Origin of the sequence: Rhodanobacter aciditrophus, from assembly GCF_042679525.1 — a bacterium.
In the GTDB taxonomy this organism is placed as follows: Bacteria; Pseudomonadota; Gammaproteobacteria; order Pseudomonadales; family Marinomonadaceae; genus Marinomonas; species Marinomonas aciditrophus.
This window is the reverse complement of the sequence record NZ_JBHTMN010000003.1, coordinates 387,069-407,083: the sequence shown is the minus strand read 5'-3', so window position 1 is coordinate 407,083 and position 20,015 is coordinate 387,069. Positions and strand designations below refer to the sequence as shown.

Sequence of the window (20,015 nt, the reverse complement as noted above, 5' to 3'; positions counted from 1 at the left end):
TTTGAAATTTTTTCTACCTAGCCCGTATTTTGCATACCACTCGCAATACCCGCCATGGTGATCATTAGGGCTTTATTAACCGCAGCATTATCTTCATCGCGACGACTACGGTATAACAATTCCGCCTGTAAATAATGCAACGGATCTATATACGGGTTTCGCACATCGATTGATTGGCGAATGGTTTTATTATCTTGAATTAATCTTTCCTGAAGCTTAACTTCTTTCACTAATTCACGAACCTGAGACAATTTACGACGCAATAAACGCCCTAGTCCATGAAGCTCCTCTGGCACTAATCGCTTCTCATAGTATTCCGCAATATCTGGCTCAGCTTTCGCGAGAACCATGTCCAGCATGTCTAGATAAGCCCCAAAGAAAGGCCAGTTTTTGTGCATTTCTCGTAGTTTCTCTAAATTGCCCGAGTCCACACTTTGCTGCAGAGCGCTCTCCGCCCCGAGCCATGCGGGCAACATAAGACGAATCTGCATCCAGGCAAAAATCCAAGGGATAGCACGCAAGCTTTCAACACCGCCATCGGATTTGCGTCGCGCAGGGCGAGAGCCTAATGGCAATTTGGCAAGTTCTTGCTCTGGCGTAATGGTCCGAAAGTAAGGAACAAAATCCTCATGCCCACGAACAATAGAGCGATATTGGTTCATGCCCTCTTCCGCCATTTCGTCCATCAGAGCGCGCCACTCCTCTTTGGGGGAGTCCGCTGGGATTAATGAGGCTTCTAGTACCGCCGAGCAATACAACTCTAAAGAGCGAACGGCGATATCTGGAATTCCGAATTTGAAGCGAATCATTTCCCCTTGCTCAGTGACACGAATAGCACCGTTTACAGACCCTGGAGGTTGAGAAAGGATAGCTACATGGGCAGGGCCACCACCACGGCCGACGGTACCACCGCGACCATGGAACAACGTCAGATGCACACCATGTTTTTTACACAGCTTAGTTAAGGCTTCTTGGGCGCGGTACTGCCCCCAAGTGGCTGCAATTTGACCGGCATCTTTAGCAGAGTCCGAGTAACCAATCATGACTTCTTGCTGGCCATTTATATAGGCTTTGTACCATGGCAGGGAGAACAGCTGCTCAATGATAGGCTCAGCGTTATCTAGATCCGCCAAAGTCTCAAACAAAGGCACGATGCGCATGTTAAAGCGCACACCGGACTCTTTTAACAACAAGGCCACAGCGAGCACATCCGAAGGCGCACTGGCCATGGAGATCACATAGGAGCCAAAGGAGTTTTGGTAACCGCTGGCAATGGTTTTAAAGGTGTTCAGCACCTCTTCCACCATAGGTTCAGGGGACCAATCATTGGGGATCAAAGGGCGCTTAGAATTCAGCTCTGCCAATAAGAAAGCTTGGCGTGAGGCTTCGTCCCACTCTGCGTAATCACCTAGCCCATAAAAACGAGTAATGGCCGATAGGGCTTCTATGTGCTTAGACGCATCTTGGCGCACATCCAAACGCACCAAGGTCATGCCAAAGGTCGCCGCCCGTCGAATAAGGTCCAATACGGAACCGTTGGCGATCACTTTCATACCGCAATCCAACAAAGACTGATAACACAGAGACAAATCATCGATCAGCTCCTTGTTATCCAGCATGACACCTTCATCACTGACGGTCTTACCATCAAGACGGGCTTTAGCCCACTCTTTAGTTTTGGTGATTTTACGCTCTAGGTGACGCAGCACTTCACGATACGGTTGTACGCTATCGCCGACACGCTCGCGCAAGGCAGCATTACATTGAGTCATGGAGAACTCGGAACGCAGCTCCACCAGATCTTTTAAATATAGGTCAGCGGCCATCCAGCGAGCCAATAGCACCACTTCTTCGGTCACCGAGTGAGTCACATTAGGGTTACCATCTCGGTCCCCTCCCATCCAAGTGGCGAAACGAATCGGTGCCAAATCCAACGGTAAGCGTTCGTCATCAGTGTATTCGCTGAACTGCTCATCCAGTTGACGGAAGAATTGAGGCACTGCTTCCCATAATGACTGCTCAATCACAGCAAAGCCCCATTTGGCTTCATCCACAGGGGTTGGGCGCTGCTCACGTATTTCATCTGTGTGCCATGCTTGGGTAATGATTTCGTTTAAGCGGCGGACATGTTTGGTTTCTTCTAGAGGCAGAATATTGTCTTTGTCTAGGGCTTCGAGCTCAGTGGAGATATTGTCGTATTTACGAATCAATGAGCGACGCACCACTTCCGTCGGGTGAGCAGTTAAGACAAGATCAATGGCTTGACCACGTAGGGCCTCCACCATTTGCTCAGCGGTAAAATTCTGCTCTTTAAGGCGGGTCAGAAGGTTGCCAATCGGGTTTTTATAAATGCCCAAGCTTTCATTGGTTCGGCGGCGATGAACACGGTGGTATTGTTCAGCAATATTGGACAGGTTTAGAAATTGGTTAAATGCCCGCGCCACTGGCACGATATCTTTGTCATCGAGTGCCTCTAGCGCTCCAATTAAAGCACTGGAATCACCACTTTGACGGCCGTCTTTGGAAAGCAATCGAATGTTTTCAACGGTTTCTAGGAAGTCATCCCCCAAATGATTGCTCATGGTTTCCCCTAAGCAATCCCCTAGTAAACGCACATTTTCTCGTAACGAAGCCTGACGATCGGTCACAAAGTGTCTCCTTTCGGTCTGTTGTTGCTCAAGCCATGCGAGTAGCCGCTTAAAGTCCTTGAGCTTTAGCCTTGTCCCACAACTGGTCTAGCTCTTCTAGGGAGCAGTCCATGATAGGTTTATTGTTTTTTGTTAGTTCGGATTCTATATAACCAAATCGACGGCGAAATTTCACGTTTGTTCGCATCAACGCCTGCTCGGGTGAAATAGAAAGGTGACGCCCTAGGTTCGCTACCGCAAACAGGACATCCCCAAGCTCGGCTTCCGCGTCTTCTTTGGACAGCTCTTTGACAGCTTCCTCTAATTCATCAAGCTCTTCGCGTATCTTAGCGAAAACAGGAGTAATATCGTCCCAATCAAATCCCACTTTACTGGCTTGTTTTTGCAGTTTCACCGCTTGTAACAAGACAGGGGTAGACTCTGAAACAGCATCCAGTAAGCCCTCATTGTGCACACCCTTTTGGCGTTTTTCTTCTGCTTTGATTAAACGCCATTGCTCAGCCATCTCAGACTCAGTAAGGGTACTGGGCGTACCAAAGCTATCAAAAGAGCCGTCAGGAAAGACATGGGGGTGACGTCGCAGCATCTTCTCAACTATGGTCTGTACCACATCAGAGAAATGAAAGGCATTTTCTTCACTGGCCATTTCCGAGTGAAACACCACTTGAAACAGCAGGTCTCCAAGCTCTTCTTTCAAACTCTCGCGATCCCCACGCACAATAGCATCGAGCACTTCGTAGGACTCTTCTATTGTGTAAGGCGCGATGGTTTCAAAACGCTGCTCAATATCCCATGGGCAACCATATTGGCGATTGCGTAACATGGTCATCATGGCAAGCAAGTCGTCTAGGGTATACCTCACTTATCTCGCTCCCGGAATACGTTCAACACATTGGGTAGCTGGTTAATACGATGCAGCAATTTCGACAAGACGCTGATCTCCCCCACTTCAATGGTAAAACGAATAGAGGCCGTATGATCTTCTTTTGCCGATAGGGTATTCATGGACAAAAGATTAACCTTTTCATTGGCTAACAGAGCAGTGATGTCATTCAAAAGGCCTGTACGGTCATAGGCGTCCACTTGAATATTCACAGGGTAGAGGTTATCCAGCTCTTCGCCCCAGCTAACGTCCACTACCCGCTCTGGCTCATCCAGCGAATGTTGCGCCATATTGATACAGTCTTGGCGGTGGATAGACACCCCACGTCCTTGGGTGATATAGCCAACAATGTCATCACCTGGGATAGGCGTACAACATTTGGCCATTTGAGTAAGAAGCTTGCCCACACCGAGAATATGAACATCATTATCAGATGATTTATGACGGCTTTTCTTCACTCGAATCGGACGCGGTGCCGGTTTACCATCTAAGCCATGCAACTCATCTATTAATCGCAAAACTCGAGCAAGCTGAATGTCTCCAGCCCCCAGAGCGACATAAACTTCATCGGCATTTGAAAAGTTGAAACGCTCAGCAATGGCCTTGAAGTCGAGTTTGTTTTCTTCAATGCCTAGACGTTTAAGTTGCTTCTCAAGGACACTTCGACCAGCATCCAGATTTTTCTCTCGGTCTTCCTTACGGAACCAACCCTGAATCTTAGCTCTAGCACGGTTGGTGTTCACATAACCTAAAGTAGGGTGTAACCAGTCACGGCTTGGCATACCTTCTTTGGACGTTAGGATTTCTACCTTATCACCCGTTTTGAGGTGGGTAACCAAAGAGATTATTTTACCGTTTACCTTGGCGCCACGGCAGCGGTGGCCAATTTCCGTATGGACTCGGTAGGCAAAATCCACTGGGGTCGCATTCACAGGCAAATCCACAACGTGACCATCTGGAGTGAAGACGTAAATGCGGTCTTGCTCAATATCATTACGCACTTGCTCGCTCAGGGATTCCAAATCCCCTTGGACTTCATGGAAATCCAATATCGTACGCAGCCACTGGAGCTTTTCTTCGTAACTGGAGCTGTTAGAACTTAAATCCGTTCCCTTGTACTTCCAGTGAGCACACACGCCTAACTCAGCGTCTTCATGCATCTTGTGGGTTCGTATTTGAATCTCTAGAGCACGACCTTGTGGCCCCACTACCGCAGTATGTAGGGATTGGTAACCATTTGATTTTGGGTTACTGATGTAATCATCGAATTCTTGGGGAATGGGCTTCCAAAGGTTGTGAACTATCCCCAACACGCCATAGCACTGCATGGGCTCATCCACCAAAATACGCACGGCGCGCACATCATAAACTTCATCAAAGCCTATGTTTTTGCGGCGCATTTTACGCCAAATACTGTAAATATGTTTCGCACGCCCCATCACATCCGCATGAATATCAATGGCTTCCATGCGCTCTCGCAAGATTGAAATCACGTCTTCTATGAATTGTTGGCGATCTAGACGCTTCTCATCCAATAGTTTTGCAATGCGTTTGTATTCGGCGGGGTACAAGTAGCGGAAGGACAGATCTTCCAGCTCCCACTTAATATGACCAATCCCCAAACGGTGGGCCAGTGGGGCATAAACACTTTGCACTTCTAGGGCAACAGCCTCTTTGCGCGCATTATCTTGGTGCTTAGCCTCTTTGATGGCACAAGCCCGTTCAGCCAGTTTGATTAATACAACACGGATGTCATCGATGATAGACACCAGCATTTTACGGAGGGATTCAAGCTGATTTTCATTACTGCCTAGTACTTCTGCTGTGGCATCTTTAGACAGGTTTTTCGAGACTTCACCCATACGAATGACCCCTTCTATAAGGGAGGCCACCTTGCGGCCAAACATGTCACTCACACGAGATAATACTAGCTGATCTTCACGCACAACTCGGTATAAGGCCGCGGCGATCAATGAATCTTGGTCGGCGCGAAAGCCTGCCAGAATCTCCACCATTTCGAGGCCTGCTCGAAAGGTACTGGCTTGTGGCCCCCAATAGGAAGGCTTGCCGGAAGCGGCTTCTGCCTGCCTTGCCAACTCACATGCCATGCGTAGGGGCACACGGCTGCCTTCATCAATTTTGTCGGAAAACTGCGACATCCATGCATCGATGTCAACGGAACCATCCGCTAGTACAGGGTGATCCTTTCTCACTGTAACCATACAACTACCCTTTCTGGTGTCGGCTTATTTTTGCAACAACATCATTGTCTCTATGTGCGTTGTTTGAGGGAACATGTCCATCATACAAACCTTCTTCACATGAAATCCATTATCAACTAAATACTCGACATCCCTAGCGAGTGTTGATGGGTTGCAAGAAACGTACAAAATACTGTCCGGCTTTAATCGAACAAGCGTCGGTAAGAACTCAATCGCGCCAGCCCTTGGTGGATCAAGCAATACCTTAGTGATTTTAGCTTTTTTAATTTTATTTGGTGGGGGCTGGGTCAAATCCGCAGCAATAAACTCAATGTTTTCGAGTCCAGCTTGTTCAGCGTTTCGTCGGCCTTTCTCCACCATAGATTCCAGACCTTCCACTCCTATGACTTGTTTTACACGCTTGGCTAACGGCAGAGAAAAATTGCCCGAGCCGCTAAACAAGTCAAGTACAACGTCCTCTGATGCCAACTCAAGCCAATCAAGGGCTTGAGCCACCATCTGAGTATTAATCTTTTCATTTACCTGGATGAAGTCCTGGGGGTGAAAGTTCACCTTAACCCCGTCTATTTCATAATGGCGTTCAGGCTCTCCCACCAATCGATTATCTTCCACCGATTGCCAATAGAGGGTGATATTTTTTTGCTCAGCCCATGCATTGAAACCAGCTTTCTCCGCTTCACTTACATGTCGGGACTGACGTAACACCACCACGGTACCACCCGCATCTTGTAACAGCTCAACGTGCCCCATTTTGCCTGCCAAGTCTGTCTTTAAGAAATATTCCCTAAAACTTAGATAAGCTTCCTGAAGAGGTGCTACAAACACAGGACACTGTTCAATATCGACAATATCTTTGGATGCTTTGGAGCGAAAACCGAGACTCACTTTGCCCTGTTTTACAAAAACGGATAAACGAGCACGACGTCGGTAGCCAAATTCGTCTTTTTCAAGGCGAGAAATATCAGCCGGAAGGTCTATTTTTCTGAGATGGTTGCGCAACCAACCCACTTTTAAATCTCGTTGGCCGGAGGTAGAAAGGTGTTGCAACTGACATCCTCCACATTGTTCAAAATGCTGACAAAATGGTGTCTGCCGATCGGGGCTAGGGGTGATAATCTGAGTCAGTTGCGCATGATTCAAACTTCGCGTTTCTTTTATCACGCGAGCTTCCACTTGCTCTCCAAGGAGCGCATTAGCAACAAAGGTTACCTTGCCATTTTCACGGGCCACCCCTTCACCCTCATAGGACATATCTTCAATATCATAAAGGCGAATGGGGTTTGCAATGGATTTGACTGGAGTGGTTCTGGAGCGGCGAGGCGAGCGACTTTTCAAAACAATCTCTCTAATGGCAAGGAAATAGGCGAATCATACCCTATTGCGCTCCATTGACCTAGGCTGTAAGGCGAATCAACCTTAATCGTTGAACACACCTGTAGACAAATAACGATCACCACGATCACAAATGATGGCAACAATGACGGCATTCTCTAGGGTCTCTGACAGACGCAATGCGGCACTCACCGCACCACCAGAAGACACGCCACAGAAGATGCCCTCTTCTTTCGCCAAGCGACGCATGGTAATTTCTGCCTCTTCTTGATTGATGTCCATCACCTGATCCACTCTAGACTCATCAAAAATAGTTGGAAGATATTCCTTAGGCCAACGTCGAATACCAGGAATACTACTGCCCTCGGCAGGCTGCAAGCCAACGATCTGCACCTCAGAATTCTGCTCTTTAAGGTATTTAGATATGCCCATGATGGTGCCGGTTGTCCCCATAGAACTCACAAAATGGGTCACCGTACCTTGAGTTTGCTGCCAAATTTCAGGGCCAGTAGAGCTGTAATGGGCGGCCGGGTTATCGTCGTTACCAAATTGGTTCAACACTTTACCCTTGCCTTGTGCTTGCATTTCCAGCGCCAGATCTCGGGCACGTTCCATGCCTTCTTCTTTCGATACTAGATGCAAAACGGCTCCATAAGCGCTCATAGCGGATTTACGCTCCTGACTCATGTTATCCGGCATGATCAAGTGCATGGTGTAACCCTTTATTGCCGCTGCCATTGCTAGGGCAATTCCCGTGTTTCCACTGGTGGCTTCGATAAGGCTATCACCGGGCTGAATATCTCCACGACGCTCTGCTTGAGCAATCATATTTAGCGCGGGACGGTCTTTCACTGATCCCGCAGGATTCTGCCCTTCTAGCTTTAGCAAGATAGTATTACTAGAATTAGGGTTGATTCTTTGCAGTGCAACCACTGGCGTATTGCCAATAATAGCTTCAATTGTTGGATATTCGTTCATATTGCCCAAATATTAGAGATTCGTTTGAAAATAATGATTTACGCTTTGTAACCAGAACATATTAGAATGCAGATCAATTACGGAATACAATAAAAAGTCGTTATAAACTTAGTTCTATATCGCTGCATTAGGAGTGACAACTATGCGCACCTTACCTACTACACTCTGTTCTGTACTTGTTGTAGCCTCTTTATCAGGGTGCGACATGTTTGGTGGTCCTTCAGCCGACATCCCTGATGCGGAACTTAGAAGCAAATGGCGTGAATGCAAAACCATTAGCAACCCCTCCCGTACTAAGGTTCTCGCCTGTGAAAACTACGAGCGTGAATGTGATCGCCGTAGAAAGAAAGGTAACATAGCCTGTTACTAGGGTTATTGAAAGAAATAGGAATTTAAATGGGCTTCCCCTCGTCGTCGATCAAAACCTCGCTCTGGAAGACCCTTTTCCTGCCTATCTTTGCGCTTGCACTATTGTCAGCAGCGTATCTTTCCTACTCAGAAATCACGACTCAAATAACCCAATTTGAGCGCAACAACACTTATCTAGCAGAGCAATCAGCAAGCGCCAGTGGCTATGCTCTGCTTTTTAATGATCGCAACCTGCTGAACAACAACATCCAAAACCTACTACATCAACGTGATGTGATTGGCGTTAGCTATTACGACGCCAAAGGCGAGCTAATGGATAGCGTCGGTCGAATTCTCCCTCCGGAAAAACAACTCAGAGGTCTTTCCGAAAGCTATTACTTGGATGATCGAGCCATTTATCTTTCTATTGCACCAGTATTTTATACCGCCAGTAGTACAACTAATTTCGATAGCGCTCAAATTTTGGAACAAACTGACGAGCTATTCATCCAAGGAGCGGCAGGCTCTCCAAAAGATGATAACCGAGAATTGTTAGGCTGGGTTCAAGTCAACGCCACCACAGACGGCGTTAGGCTAACCATACTTAGTAAGATTGCATTCATCATGCTCTATACCATCGTTTTGCTGCTGCTTATGGCCTATTTGTGCCACAAATATATTCAACGCATTGCAAAACCTTGGGGAGACATGAGTAATACTATTCGTGATATTGCCAGTGGCCACTATGACAAAGCCCGCGAAGTAAAACTCCCCACCGAGCTACTACAAACCAAAACTGACCTTGAATACATTTCTGAGCGGCTGAATAACTATCGAGCGGAATTGGAAGAAGAAATCTCACAGACCACGAAAGAAGCCAGAGAACATGCGCTTCAGCTAGAAGAGAAAAGCGCCCAGTTGCACATCGCCAACAAAGAAGCCACCGAGTCCAACCGCCTAAAATCCCAGTTCCTCGCGAACATCTCCCATGAGGTACGTACCCCTCTTAACGCCATATTGGGATACACCAAATTACTGCAAAAGGATCAACTCAACCTTCATCAATTGACTTATGTGGACACCATCGCTCAATCCACTAACAACTTGCTTGCAACCATTGGCGATATTTTAGACTTTTCCAAAATAGAGGCCGGTAAGTTAGTACTTGAACCGAGTGACTTCAACTTACAAGAAATGATTGATGAAGTCTTTCACACCCTATCATCCACCTTGCTAAACGATGACAAGGCCATTGATTTAATCCCTTCTTATTCGGCGGACGTACCCGCTTGGGTAAAAGGCGACGCAATTCGCGTTCGACAAATTTTGACCAATCTCGTGGGTAATGCCATTAAGTTCACCCAAAACGGCTCCGTCCAAGTTGTGGTAAACCTTACCTCTAAAACCGAACACGCCATCGAAATCAGCCTCCAAGTTATCGACACTGGGCTCGGCATTCCCAGTAGCAAACTCAACCAACTCTTTAAACCTTTTTCACAGGTAGACCCAAGCCGCTCCCGTAACTTCTCAGGGACAGGATTAGGGTTAGTAATTACCAAAAAGCTGATTGAGCAGATGAACGGCACCATCCAAGTCAGCAGTGAGGAAGGCCGTGGCTCAAACTTCTATTTTAGCTTAACGTTTAAACCATCGGATAAAGCTGAAGCACCGTTACCAGCATTGCATAAGCACGTACTTATTCTGGAGCCCAATGCCAATTACAGAAAAGGTATCACTCACTTTTTAAGCAATATTGATGTGACCTACGACAGCACCAGCTCCATAGAAGAAATGATTGCCGTTCTTCATAGTAATCATGAGGACTACCATTGCGCCATACTGCATATTGAAAACAAACCAGTGATCGCCAATGAAGCAGCACAACTCATTGAGTACCTTCAATCACGCTTTAACACCCCCTGTGTTCTTATGATCAAGCCCTCCGCCCAAGTATCAGATCAATCACGCTTACACCATATTGCGAGCCAGGTACTACTCAAGCCCCTTAGCTATCGTAAGCTGCATCACGCCATTGCCAACGCAAGTCTGGTATCAGTAGAGCAGGAAATACTGTCACAAGCCTCTAATACCCCTACGACAGTGACTAAAGACAAAGAGAATGACACCATTGATGATCTGGCAGGCTTAAACCTACTGGCAGTGGATGACACCCCTATTAACCTACAATTATTGGGGCACTGGCTAGAGCCTTATAAGATCAACTTAAGCCTTGCCTATTCTGGTCAACAAGCCCTTGATAAGGCCCAAGAGACTCAATTTGATTTGATCTTAATGGATATTCAAATGCCCCAAATGGACGGCATGGAGACCAGTCAAAGACTGCGTGAAATAGAGTCCTACAAAGATACGCCCATCATTGCCCTAACAGCCCATGCCCTCGCCGAAGAGCAACAGTCCATGTTAGCCAGTGGCATGAATGCCTATTTGAGTAAACCCATCAATGAAGAGATTCTCGTATCCACCATTCGAGAGTGGTGCATTACTGAGCGCCGCCATAGCACCCAGGTAATTGATCATTTGGCTGATATTTTTGATATGGAGAAAGCCCTCTCCATGACGGGGAACCGAGTGGAAGCGGCTTCCGAGTTACTGGATATGTTGATGGAGTCACTCGTAGAAGATAAACGCTCCCTGCAACATCACTATGAGTCCGAAAATCTTGAAAAGCTGATCGCCACTGTCCATAGAATCCACGGTGCCAGCAAATACTCAGGCACAATAGAAATGACCCGCCACGCTAATTTCTTAGAAACCCATTTAAAAGAGCTTGGCTTTGATGAAGTGGAAGAAGTCTACGAAGACTTTTTGAATGCGATTACGAGATTAGAAAATGCACTGCCTTTAATCACTTGGCCTCAAGGGTCACAAAAGCCAGAGCATAACTCTGCTCATCCGACAAACTGAGATGCCAGTTTACTGGCTGCCCAAGGATTTCATCTAACTCTGAAGACACCTCAAGGTAAGGTTGGCCTGATGGCCGATTCAGCACAGAGAAATGTTGAAAACTGACCCCTGACCCAATGCCTGTTCCCATGGCTTTAACGGCAGCTTCTTTTGCAGCAAATCGTTTCGCCACATAAGCAGCAGCCTTGTCTTTATGACCAAAGGTATCGTAACGCTCTCGCTCTACTGGCGTCAGAATTCGGTTAACAAACTTATCTCCCAAACGCTCAATCGAAGCGGTGATTCGGGGGATTTCCACAATGTCTGTACCTACACCAATAATCATTTTATGGATTCCTCAAATCTAAACACAGGCACTTGCCACAATCTTTCCCCCGCAAACTCGGCTGCGGGCAACAAGTCTCGGGATTTCAACTCCCTCCCCCCCAAAGCAGCATCAAGCCAAGCTCGATGAAGTTCTTTAGCCATGGACAAGACACTCCGATTTGACCAAAGACCTGCCGTATATCCTTTGGCCGTCGCACCGTCCAAATATATCATGGGCCGCACTTTAGGCTGATCCCCCAGATACGGACGTAGACCGAACTTGCCATGAAACTGATACAACTGGGTAGATCGAAGCACCTCTCCTCGGGCGGTACAGGACAGGTTAATCCCCATTCCAAGCTCATCAAACAAGCCCACCTCAAAACGTCGCAAAAGAGGCGCGATAGGCACACCTTGCCTAAGATTGACGATCACCCACTGATAAAGGATAAACAAAGGTTCAACAGGCAGATTAGTGGGCACCAAACGTTCAAGTAACTCATGCAAATAAAAAGCGCTATACAGACCATTCCCCTGAAGACTGGCCGCACTCTCTAATGGCTCCACTGAACGGGCCGTCTTTAATTCTCCTCGACCACTTAGCTCAAGCTCATGCAATAAAAAAGACCCGGGGGTTACCCGAGCCTCTTTAGTATTTCGACGCCAAACCGCTCGAATCAAGCCCTGCTCTTGCGTCAGCACATCCAGTAAGACTTTATTGTCTTGAAATGGACGCGTATGAATCACATAGCCCTGAACTCGCACGATAAGCTAGTCTTCTTGGTAGCCTAAACTCGCCAAAGCACGCTCATCATCAGACCAACCGGAACGTACCTTGATCCATAGATTAAGCATGACTTTTTGCTGGAAGAGGTTTTCCATGTCGATACGAGCTTCTTTACCAATTAGCTTAATCTTGGAGCCTTTGTCACCAATGATGATACGCTTTTGGCCATCACGCTCTACCAGAATCAAAGCACTAATATGGATGGTTGCCCCTTCAAATACAAACTCTTCAATCTGTACCGCCACTTCATAGGGGACTTCTTGACCTAACTGGCGAGTGATCTTTTCACGAACGATCTCAGCCGCCAAGAAACGAGAGCTACGATTGGTAATTTGGTCATCAGGGTAATACTGAGTGCCTTCGGGAATGTAGCTTTCTACCAGATTCTCAAGACGATCAAGATTATTGTTACGTAACGCAGAAATCGGCACGATCTGCGCAAACTCCATCTTTTCAGACAGCATCATCATACGTGGCAGAAGTTCGTCTTTTTCTTCCAGCTTATCAATTTTATTGACCACTAAAATCACTGGGCAATCAACATATTGGAGCTTAGATAGCACCACATCATCTTCATCGGTCCAGCGTTCAGCATCAATCACAAACAGCACCAAATCAACGTCTTTTAACGCAGAAGATGCGGTACGGTTCATAAAACGGTTAATCGCCTTATCCTGACCTTTATGAAGCCCAGGGGTATCCACATAAATGGTTTGTATATGGCCTTTTGTTTGCACACCAAGAATTTGATCACGGGTCGTTTGCGGTTTACGCGAGGTGATCGAAAGCTTTTGCCCTAACACATGGTTCATCAGGGTGGATTTACCAACGTTTGGACGCCCCACAATGGCAACAAAGCCGCAGTGAGTAATGTCTTGTAATTCTTCTTCGTGCATTTATTTCTTTTCCAATTGTTTCAATGCTTTGGACGCAGCATTTTGCTCAGCGATACGACGACTACTGCCTTTGCCCTCTATAGGCGATTCAAACAACTCAATTTGGCAATGGACAAAGAATGTCTGGTCATGAGGCTCACCTACAATATCCACCACATCGTACTGTGGCAGAGCATGCTTGCGAGCTTGCAAGAATTCCTGCAGACGTGTTTTCGCATCTTTTGTCACAACCTTTAAAGAGGTGGCGTTAAGACGCTCTTTGTACCATTCCAAAATGTGCTGACGGCAGACATCCATACCTGCATCTAAATAGATAGCGCCAATGATGCCTTCTACTGCATCCGCAAGGATAGAGTCTCGGCGAAAACCGCCGCTTTTCAACTCACCCGCTCCCAGTTTAAGGCAATCCCCTAGCTGGAACTCTCGAGCCAATTCCGCCAAGGTATCTCCCTTCACCAAAGAAGCCCGTAAGCGGCTTAACTCGCCTTCCTTTGCTTTAGGAAAGCGATGAAACAAATCCTCAGCAATCACATAATTTAGAATCGAGTCACCTAGGAATTCTAGGCGCTCATTATTCTTGCCGCCATAACTGCGGTGGGTCAGAGCCAGCTCTAGCAAACCAAGATCTGCAAAAAAGTACCCTATTCGGCGACTCAATTTTTCATAAAGAGAGTTCAAAATGTCTCCAATAACAACTATTCAATTAAACCATTATTCTTAAAGCTTGGAAGGCTAAAAAACTCATTCCAATGCAACCAAACATAAAATGCTCGGCCTTTTAGATTTTCTTCTGGTACAAAGCCCCATACTCGGCTGTCGGCGCTATTATCTCGGTTATCACCCAAGACAAAATAATGACCTTCAGGCACCACCCAATCCCCTTCTAAAGGATTACGGCGAAAACTCTTGTAGACCTGATGATCCACGCCCTCTAGATGCTCTTCATAAAGACGCACAGGCTCTCGGTTAGGATTTAGAGACACGGGCAATTCTGCTAATAAGCTTTCATCCACCAGCTTACCGTTCACCATCAAACGCTTGTTGTGGTAGCTGATCACATCCCCAGGCAGGCCGATCATACGTTTAATATAGTTTAAGCTTGGGTCTTCAGGGTACTTAAACACCACCACATCGCCGCGCTTAGGCTCAGTTGTTGGGATCAATGTCGTATTGAGTACAGGCAGTCGAACCCCGTAATCAAATTTGTTCACCACAATAAAATCGCCGATCTTCAACGTTGGCAGCATTGAACCAGAAGGAATCTGAAAAGGTTCGATCACAAACGAACGCAGACCAAAAATTACCGCGATGATCACAAAGTAAGATTTTACCTCCGACAACCATTTCGGTGTCTCGGCAAGATGCTGCTTTGTGTTTTTATCTAACTGAGATAAGGCTTCCGGTGCCATTTCAGCCATTACTGCTTTACGTTTAGGGGCATACACGATGCGGTCGTATATCCAAGCAGCCGCCGTTACAATAAAGGCAATGGCTAAAATCAACTCAAAATCCATACTACTTCTCCAAGCAAAAGAGCCGCACTAAATGCGGCTCTGGTTGATTCCGTCTTAACTGTCTACTTTCAGCACCGCCAAGAATGCAGATTGCGGAACCTCAACGTTCCCCACTTGCTTCATCCGCTTCTTACCTTCTTTTTGCTTCTGGAGCAGCTTCTTCTTACGGCTCACGTCACCACCATAACACTTCGCGGTTACGTTCTTACGCAATGCTTTTACCGTCGTTCGAGCAATGACTTTAGCGCCTACAGCCCCCTGAATCGCCACGTCAAACATTTGGCGTGGGATCAAGTCTTTCATCTTTTCACACAGGGCGCGGCCTTTATGTAAAACATTGTCCCGGTGCATGATCAGAGCCAAAGCATCCACGCGATCACCGTTGATCAAGATGTCCAAACGCACTAACGGAGCGGGTTCGAAATGCGTAAACGCATAATCTAAAGACGCAAACCCACGGCTACAGGATTTCAATCGGTCAAAGAAGTCCAGCACCACTTCGTTCATCGGCAAATGGTAACGTAACTGCACTTGGTTACCCACGTACAGCATGTCCTTTTGAATACCACGCTTTTCAACACACAAAGAAATAACGTTACCCAAGTACTCCTGAGGCACCAAGATGTTAGCTTCTACAATCGGTTCGCGCATCTCGCGAATAGTCCCTAAATCAGGCATTTTAGACGGGCTATCTACATTGATAACTTCACCTGAGTTTAGTTCCACCTCATATACTACGGTTGGTGCCGTTGTAATCAGGTCCAAATCGTATTCACGCTCTAGTCGCTCTTGAATGATTTCCATGTGCAGCATGCCCAAGAAACCACAACGGAAGCCAAAGCCTAATGCGTCGGAGGATTCTGGCTCGAAGAACAAGGACGCATCGTTTAACGTTAATTTATCTAACGCTTCACGGAAATCTTCATAGTCATCAGAGCTAACCGGGAAAAGACCTGCGTACACCTGGGGTTTCACTTTTTGGAAACCTGATAACTGGGCGACGTCTTGGGAGTGAATATGAGTGATCGTATCACCCACTGGCGCACCATGGATGTCCTTGATGCCTGCGATCACATAACCCACTTCGCCCGCTTTCAAAATGCCCGTTTCTTTACGTTTTGGCGTAAAGATACCGACGTTATCCACTGGGTAGCTTTGCTTGGTAGACTTGATAAAGATCTTGTCTTTCTTCTTCAGGGTGCCTTGTTTAATACGTACAAGAGACACAACCCCTAGGTAGTTATCAAACCAAGAGTCGATGATCAACGCCTGCAGAGGTGCTTCTGTATCACCCTCCGGTGGTGGAATGGTGGCAACCAAACGCTCCAGTACATCGTCTACGCCAACACCTGTTTTCGCAGAACAGGTTACGGCGCCCACAGCATCGATACCGATGATCTCTTCGATCTCAGCGGACACCCGCTCAGGCTCAGCTTGAGGTAGATCGATCTTATTCAACACAGGCATGACTTCGAGGCCTTGCTCGATGGCGGTGTAACAGTTCGCCACAGATTGAGCTTCAACGCCCTGAGCTGCGTCCACTACTAGCAAAGCCCCTTCACAGGCCGCTAAAGAACGGGATACTTCGTATGAAAAGTCCACGTGCCCAGGAGTATCGATAAAGTTCAACTGGTAGGTGTTGCCATCCTGTGCATGGTAATCCAAGGTCACACTTTGAGCTTTGATGGTAATACCGCGCTCACGCTCGATATCCATAGAATCAAGAACTTGAGCAGCCATTTCGCGCTCACTTAGTCCTTCACACTTCTGAATGAAGCGGTCAGCCAACGTCGACTTACCGTGGTCGATGTGGGCAATAATAGAGAAATTTCGGATGTGCTTTAAATTATTTGACACTTTACACTCACACTTAAAAAGCGATTTCTATAAGAGTACCTGTTGATAAGTCAGCTAGTTCGGCACAGCCAAAGCCCCGTGGAGTGAATGACACCCACTGAGTTTTCAATAAATGACTTATAAACAGGTTCTCAGGACAAAATATGGCGCGCATTCTACCGAAAATCATGGATACACTCCATTTATTTCAGCAGAATCACACCATTTGTTCATTTCGTTACGGTAAAACAATGCCACGCTGTTTTAAAACTCGCTCAACCGTATCAACCGTTGCCTGAGTGTGGGAATCAATCTCTAGATTTACCTTTGAACCCACTTCCAATTGACCAAATGTCGTCAAACGTAAGGTCTCTGGAATCAGTGACACTTCAATCCAATCATCACCAATATCGCTAATCGTTAAGCTTGCCCCATTCAAGCCCACATAGCCTTTATCAAACAAATAACGGCGAGCATCAATCTCATCATTAGCCACCTGAAAGCGAATATGAAAACTCTCACCAATTTGCTCAAGCTTGCTGACTGTCACAGTTGTCATAATGTGACCAGACATAACGTGACCACCGACTTCGTCACCCATTTTGGCAGCACGCTCGAAATTCACGATGGAGCCGCCTTCCAGTAGGCCGATATTAGTTAGATTTAGGGTGGTATCAATGACATCAAAAGCCAAGGTTTCTGCATCCATCTCTGCAACCGTTAAACAAACCCCATTGATTGCAACACTGGCTCCCAGTTGCTGGTCGTGCATCACACCCTGAGGAAATGCAACTTTTAAACGTCGATTACGGCCCTGTGGTTGACAGGACGCAACTTCCGCCATACCTTGAACGATACCCGTAAACATAAATAGATCCTCTTATTGAAATATTATTAAGCTTGGTTATAAAACCAGCGACTTAGAGGTGACTGAAGATTTTATATACTAAACCGACTCAAGCCCACTATGACAGGGCTTTGAGGGAGTTATTACGGCATCTCTACAACAGTTATCCACAAGCGAAGTGGATAATACCCCGTCACAAATTTTGATGATGTGATTCTTAATGCGTCTATTCTACCGACTTTTCAAGTCCACTCTGACTCTTTACTTGGTGCTTGCAACCGCCTCGGTTTTAGCCAGCACCTATCAACCTTTCTTATGGAAAGTGCAATATCAGCGAGCCACCGTCTATCTTGCTGGGTCGATTCACGCTCTAACAGAAGATTTTTATCCTCTCCCGACTGCCTATGAATCCGCCTTTAATGAGTCCGACCGGCTAGCAGTTGAATTAGACCCGCAAGCTTTAGACCCTTATCGGTCCGCCCAGATAGTACGCCAAAAAATGTGGCTCCCTGAGGGTGTGACCCTAGAAAGGTTCTTATCAGACGCACATCTAAAGCAACTCAAAGAGCTGGCCAAACACAATGGCTCTAGTTATGAGCAGATGCTCAAACTACGCCCATGGATGTTGGTAGAACAGCTCACTCAAGCACAGCTTGCACAAGGAGACTACCAGGCAGATTTAGGAGTAGACCTTCACTTTCTAACGCTAGCAAAAGAAAAAGGCCTGCCAATCCTTGAGCTAGAGACCCTTAGCCAACAAATCAACGCCATTGCAGATGCGCCATTTCAAGCCCAGCTTGCCATGTTGGAAACCAGTCTAGATCAATATGAAGATCAAGATTACATGGGCGAAATGGTAGAATATTGGCGGACCGCAAAGCCAGACGAACTTTATCAATTCGTTTATGAGGACGTCCTTACAACTCCTGCTTTGAAGCCCATGATGGAAGCGTTATTAGACAAGCGTAATCGCCATATGGCGGATATTATTGGCTTATACCTAAGCCAAGCTCCCTCCCGTCCTTTAACCACATTTGTGGTGGTAGGCGCCCTACACTTAAGTGGCCCTAACAGTGTGATCAAACTATTAGAGCAAAAAGGTTACTATGTTGAGCCTCTGTTCACGGCCCAGTGACATCAAAAAAGCCTCTTTGTGAGAGGCTTCATGAGACATAAGCAAACATCCAAAAAGGATTATTTGAGACGATCGATCATCTCTTGGGTCACTAATACGATACCGTCTTCATTACGATAGAAACGCTCCGCATCGGCTACCGGGTCTTCACCAATAATGGTATTTGGCGGAATTTGAGTATCCGAATCCACCACCACATTTGTTAGCTGGCAATGACGTCCGATATCACATCGAGGTAGCACCACAGACTTTTTTACATGGGAATAAGAATTAACACGAACGTTATTAAACAAAATAGATTGCTCGACAGTGGAGCCAGATACAATACATCCTGCAGAGACCACTGAGTTAAGAGCAGTCCCGATACGCTCTTCATAATTGTAGTTAAACTTTGCCGCTGGACGTTGATAATGAGTCGTTCGAATTGGCCAAGACTCATCGTATAAATCAAGCTCAGGCACCAACTTGGTTAAATCCATGTTCGATTCCCAATAGGCCGTCAAAGTACCTACATCCCGCCAATAAGGTTTACCAGGGTAACTGTCGTTGGGAATACAACTGCGACTAAAGTGATGGGCCTTAATTCGTGAGCTACCAACAAACAAAGGAATCAAATCTTTACCAAAATCGTGACTGGACTGATTATCTTTAGAGTCATTATTTAGTTTGTCACGGAGAAACTTGGTACTAAAAATATAAATCCCCATACTGGCTAAAGAAACATTTGGATTGCCTGGCATGGTGGGCGGATTTTTTGGCTTTTCTTCAAAAGCGATAATATTATCGTCTTCATCAACATGCATTATGCCGAATTGATCCGCTTCTTTAACGGGCACTTCAATACAAGCAACTGTGACATCAGCCCCATTCTCAATGTGTTCTTGCAACATAACACTGTAGTCTTGACGATACACATGATCCCCAGCAAGAATTAATATGTACTCGCTGTTTAACTCATTAATCATCTTTAGGTTTTGATAAACCGCATCGGCCGTTCCGCGATACCAGTCTTCACCGGTTTGCTGCTGAGCAGGCCAAAGCTCAATAAACTCATTAAAGTCGGAACGCAAAAAGTTCCAACCTCTTTGTACATGCTGGTTCAAAGTATGGGAGCGATATTGAGTAAGTACCGCTATTTTTCTCATACCTGAGTTAATACAATTTGAAAGAGGAAAGTCGATAATTTTATATTTGCCAGCAATGGGCACTGCAGGCTTGGAACGGTGATCAGTGAGCTGTTTTAGACGGGACCCTCGACCTCCTGCCAGGATTAACGAGAGTGTATTCATTCGAGCGGTATTCAAATCCATATCTTACCCTTATTTTTATCCAAGCCTAACATTACATTAGCGTGTTAT

16 protein-coding genes are annotated in these 20,015 nt (G+C 46.3%); 3 read left to right on the top strand and 13 right to left on the bottom strand.

Features of this window, described 5'->3' with window-relative positions; genetic code table 11:
- Positions 1–17 precede the first annotated feature (17 nt).
- The 5 genes from ppc to cysM all read right to left on the bottom strand — a co-directional run bounded on the left by ppc (position 18) and on the right by cysM (position 8,063).
- Positions 18–2,648: a phosphoenolpyruvate carboxylase gene (ppc, locus tag ACFQ45_RS02540; protein ID WP_377364996.1), complete on the bottom strand. Its 2,631-nt coding sequence runs from the start codon at positions 2,646–2,648 to the stop codon at positions 18–20.
- A 49-nt stretch (positions 2,649–2,697) separates the two neighbouring features.
- The gene (mazG, locus tag ACFQ45_RS02535; protein ID WP_377364994.1) at positions 2,698–3,510 is read right to left on the bottom strand and encodes a nucleoside triphosphate pyrophosphohydrolase; all 813 of its coding nucleotides are present in this window, start codon (positions 3,508–3,510) and stop codon (positions 2,698–2,700) included.
- On the bottom strand, positions 3,507–5,753 hold the full coding sequence (gene relA / locus ACFQ45_RS02530) for a GTP diphosphokinase (RefSeq protein ID WP_377364992.1): 2,247 nt from the start codon (positions 5,751–5,753) through the stop codon (positions 3,507–3,509). Before relA ends, mazG begins: the two co-directional genes overlap by 4 nt.
- 24 nt (positions 5,754–5,777) lie before the next feature.
- Complete coding sequence (gene rlmD / locus ACFQ45_RS02525; protein WP_377364990.1) at positions 5,778–7,088, bottom strand: 23S rRNA (uracil(1939)-C(5))-methyltransferase RlmD; 1,311 nt, start codon at positions 7,086–7,088, stop codon at positions 5,778–5,780.
- Positions 7,089–7,169: 81 nt separating this feature from the next.
- The gene (cysM, locus tag ACFQ45_RS02520; protein WP_377364987.1) at positions 7,170–8,063 is read right to left on the bottom strand and encodes a cysteine synthase CysM; all 894 of its coding nucleotides are present in this window, start codon (positions 8,061–8,063) and stop codon (positions 7,170–7,172) included.
- Between the two features lie 142 nt (positions 8,064–8,205).
- Between cysM and ACFQ45_RS02515 the strand changes: the two genes are divergently transcribed.
- Together ACFQ45_RS02515 and ACFQ45_RS02510 are read left to right on the top strand one after the other, a co-directional pair.
- The gene (locus tag ACFQ45_RS02515) at positions 8,206–8,433 is read left to right on the top strand and encodes a hypothetical protein (RefSeq protein WP_377364985.1); all 228 of its coding nucleotides are present in this window, start codon (positions 8,206–8,208) and stop codon (positions 8,431–8,433) included.
- 26 nt (positions 8,434–8,459) lie between these two features.
- Entirely contained in the window at positions 8,460–11,336 is a 2,877-nt protein-coding gene (locus tag ACFQ45_RS02510) for a response regulator (RefSeq protein WP_377364983.1), read from the top strand.
- Here the strand turns inward: ACFQ45_RS02510 and acpS are convergent.
- The 7 genes from acpS to ACFQ45_RS02475 all read right to left on the bottom strand — a co-directional run bounded on the left by acpS (position 11,278) and on the right by ACFQ45_RS02475 (position 17,543).
- On the bottom strand, positions 11,278–11,661 hold the full coding sequence (acpS, locus tag ACFQ45_RS02505; protein ID WP_377364981.1) for a holo-ACP synthase: 384 nt from the start codon (positions 11,659–11,661) through the stop codon (positions 11,278–11,280). The two genes, ACFQ45_RS02510 and acpS, sit on opposite strands and share 59 nt — an antisense overlap.
- On the bottom strand, positions 11,658–12,407 hold the full coding sequence (gene recO, locus ACFQ45_RS02500) for a DNA repair protein RecO (protein ID WP_377364979.1): 750 nt from the start codon (positions 12,405–12,407) through the stop codon (positions 11,658–11,660). The genes acpS and recO overlap by 4 nt, the downstream gene beginning before the upstream one ends.
- A 6-nt stretch (positions 12,408–12,413) precedes the next feature.
- The gene (gene era / locus ACFQ45_RS02495; RefSeq protein WP_377364977.1) at positions 12,414–13,325 is read right to left on the bottom strand and encodes a GTPase Era; all 912 of its coding nucleotides are present in this window, start codon (positions 13,323–13,325) and stop codon (positions 12,414–12,416) included.
- Positions 13,326–14,006, bottom strand: a complete 681-nt coding sequence (gene rnc / locus ACFQ45_RS02490; protein WP_377365079.1) for a ribonuclease III — start codon at positions 14,004–14,006, stop codon at positions 13,326–13,328.
- Positions 14,007–14,020: 14 nt separating this feature from the next.
- The gene (gene lepB / locus ACFQ45_RS02485) at positions 14,021–14,839 is read right to left on the bottom strand and encodes a signal peptidase I (protein WP_377364975.1); all 819 of its coding nucleotides are present in this window, start codon (positions 14,837–14,839) and stop codon (positions 14,021–14,023) included.
- 54 nt (positions 14,840–14,893) lie between these two features.
- On the bottom strand, positions 14,894–16,696 hold the full coding sequence (gene lepA / locus ACFQ45_RS02480; protein ID WP_377364973.1) for a translation elongation factor 4: 1,803 nt from the start codon (positions 16,694–16,696) through the stop codon (positions 14,894–14,896).
- Positions 16,697–16,913: 217 nt separating this feature from the next.
- A complete protein-coding gene (locus tag ACFQ45_RS02475; protein ID WP_377364971.1) occupies positions 16,914–17,543 on the bottom strand; it encodes a riboflavin synthase subunit alpha in 630 nt (209 codons plus the stop codon).
- A 199-nt stretch (positions 17,544–17,742) separates the two neighbouring features.
- On the opposite strand from ACFQ45_RS02475, the gene ACFQ45_RS02470 reads away from it, so the two are divergent.
- Positions 17,743–18,657 (top strand): TraB/GumN family protein, encoded by a 915-nt coding sequence (locus ACFQ45_RS02470; protein WP_377364969.1) that lies wholly within the window; start codon positions 17,743–17,745, stop codon positions 18,655–18,657.
- A 59-nt stretch (positions 18,658–18,716) separates the two neighbouring features.
- Here the strand turns inward: ACFQ45_RS02470 and glgC are convergent, their stop codons facing one another.
- A complete protein-coding gene (gene glgC, locus ACFQ45_RS02465; RefSeq protein ID WP_377364967.1) occupies positions 18,717–19,967 on the bottom strand; it encodes a glucose-1-phosphate adenylyltransferase in 1,251 nt (416 codons plus the stop codon).
- Positions 19,968–20,015 lie beyond the last annotated feature (48 nt).

Excerpts from the sequence above, each read along its gene's own strand:
- acpS (WP_377364981.1), bottom strand. The coding sequence starts at position 11,661 with ATGATTATTGGTGTAGGTACAGACATTGTGGAAATCCCCCGAATCACC.
- cysM (WP_377364987.1), bottom strand. The coding sequence starts at position 8,063 with ATGAACGAATATCCAACAATTGAAGCTATTATTGGCAATACGCCAGTG.
- ACFQ45_RS02470 (WP_377364969.1), top strand. The coding sequence starts at position 17,743 with ATGCGTCTATTCTACCGACTTTTCAAGTCCACTCTGACTCTTTACTTG.
- era (WP_377364977.1), bottom strand. The coding sequence starts at position 13,325 with ATGCACGAAGAAGAATTACAAGACATTACTCACTGCGGCTTTGTTGCC.
- ACFQ45_RS02475 (WP_377364971.1), bottom strand. The coding sequence starts at position 17,543 with ATGTTTACGGGTATCGTTCAAGGTATGGCGGAAGTTGCGTCCTGTCAA.
- relA (WP_377364992.1), bottom strand. The coding sequence starts at position 5,753 with ATGGTTACAGTGAGAAAGGATCACCCTGTACTAGCGGATGGTTCCGTT.
- glgC (WP_377364967.1), bottom strand. The coding sequence starts at position 19,967 with ATGGATTTGAATACCGCTCGAATGAATACACTCTCGTTAATCCTGGCA.
- ACFQ45_RS02515 (WP_377364985.1), top strand. The coding sequence starts at position 8,206 with ATGCGCACCTTACCTACTACACTCTGTTCTGTACTTGTTGTAGCCTCT.
- ACFQ45_RS02510 (WP_377364983.1), top strand. The coding sequence starts at position 8,460 with ATGGGCTTCCCCTCGTCGTCGATCAAAACCTCGCTCTGGAAGACCCTT.
- lepB (WP_377364975.1), bottom strand. The coding sequence starts at position 14,839 with ATGGATTTTGAGTTGATTTTAGCCATTGCCTTTATTGTAACGGCGGCT.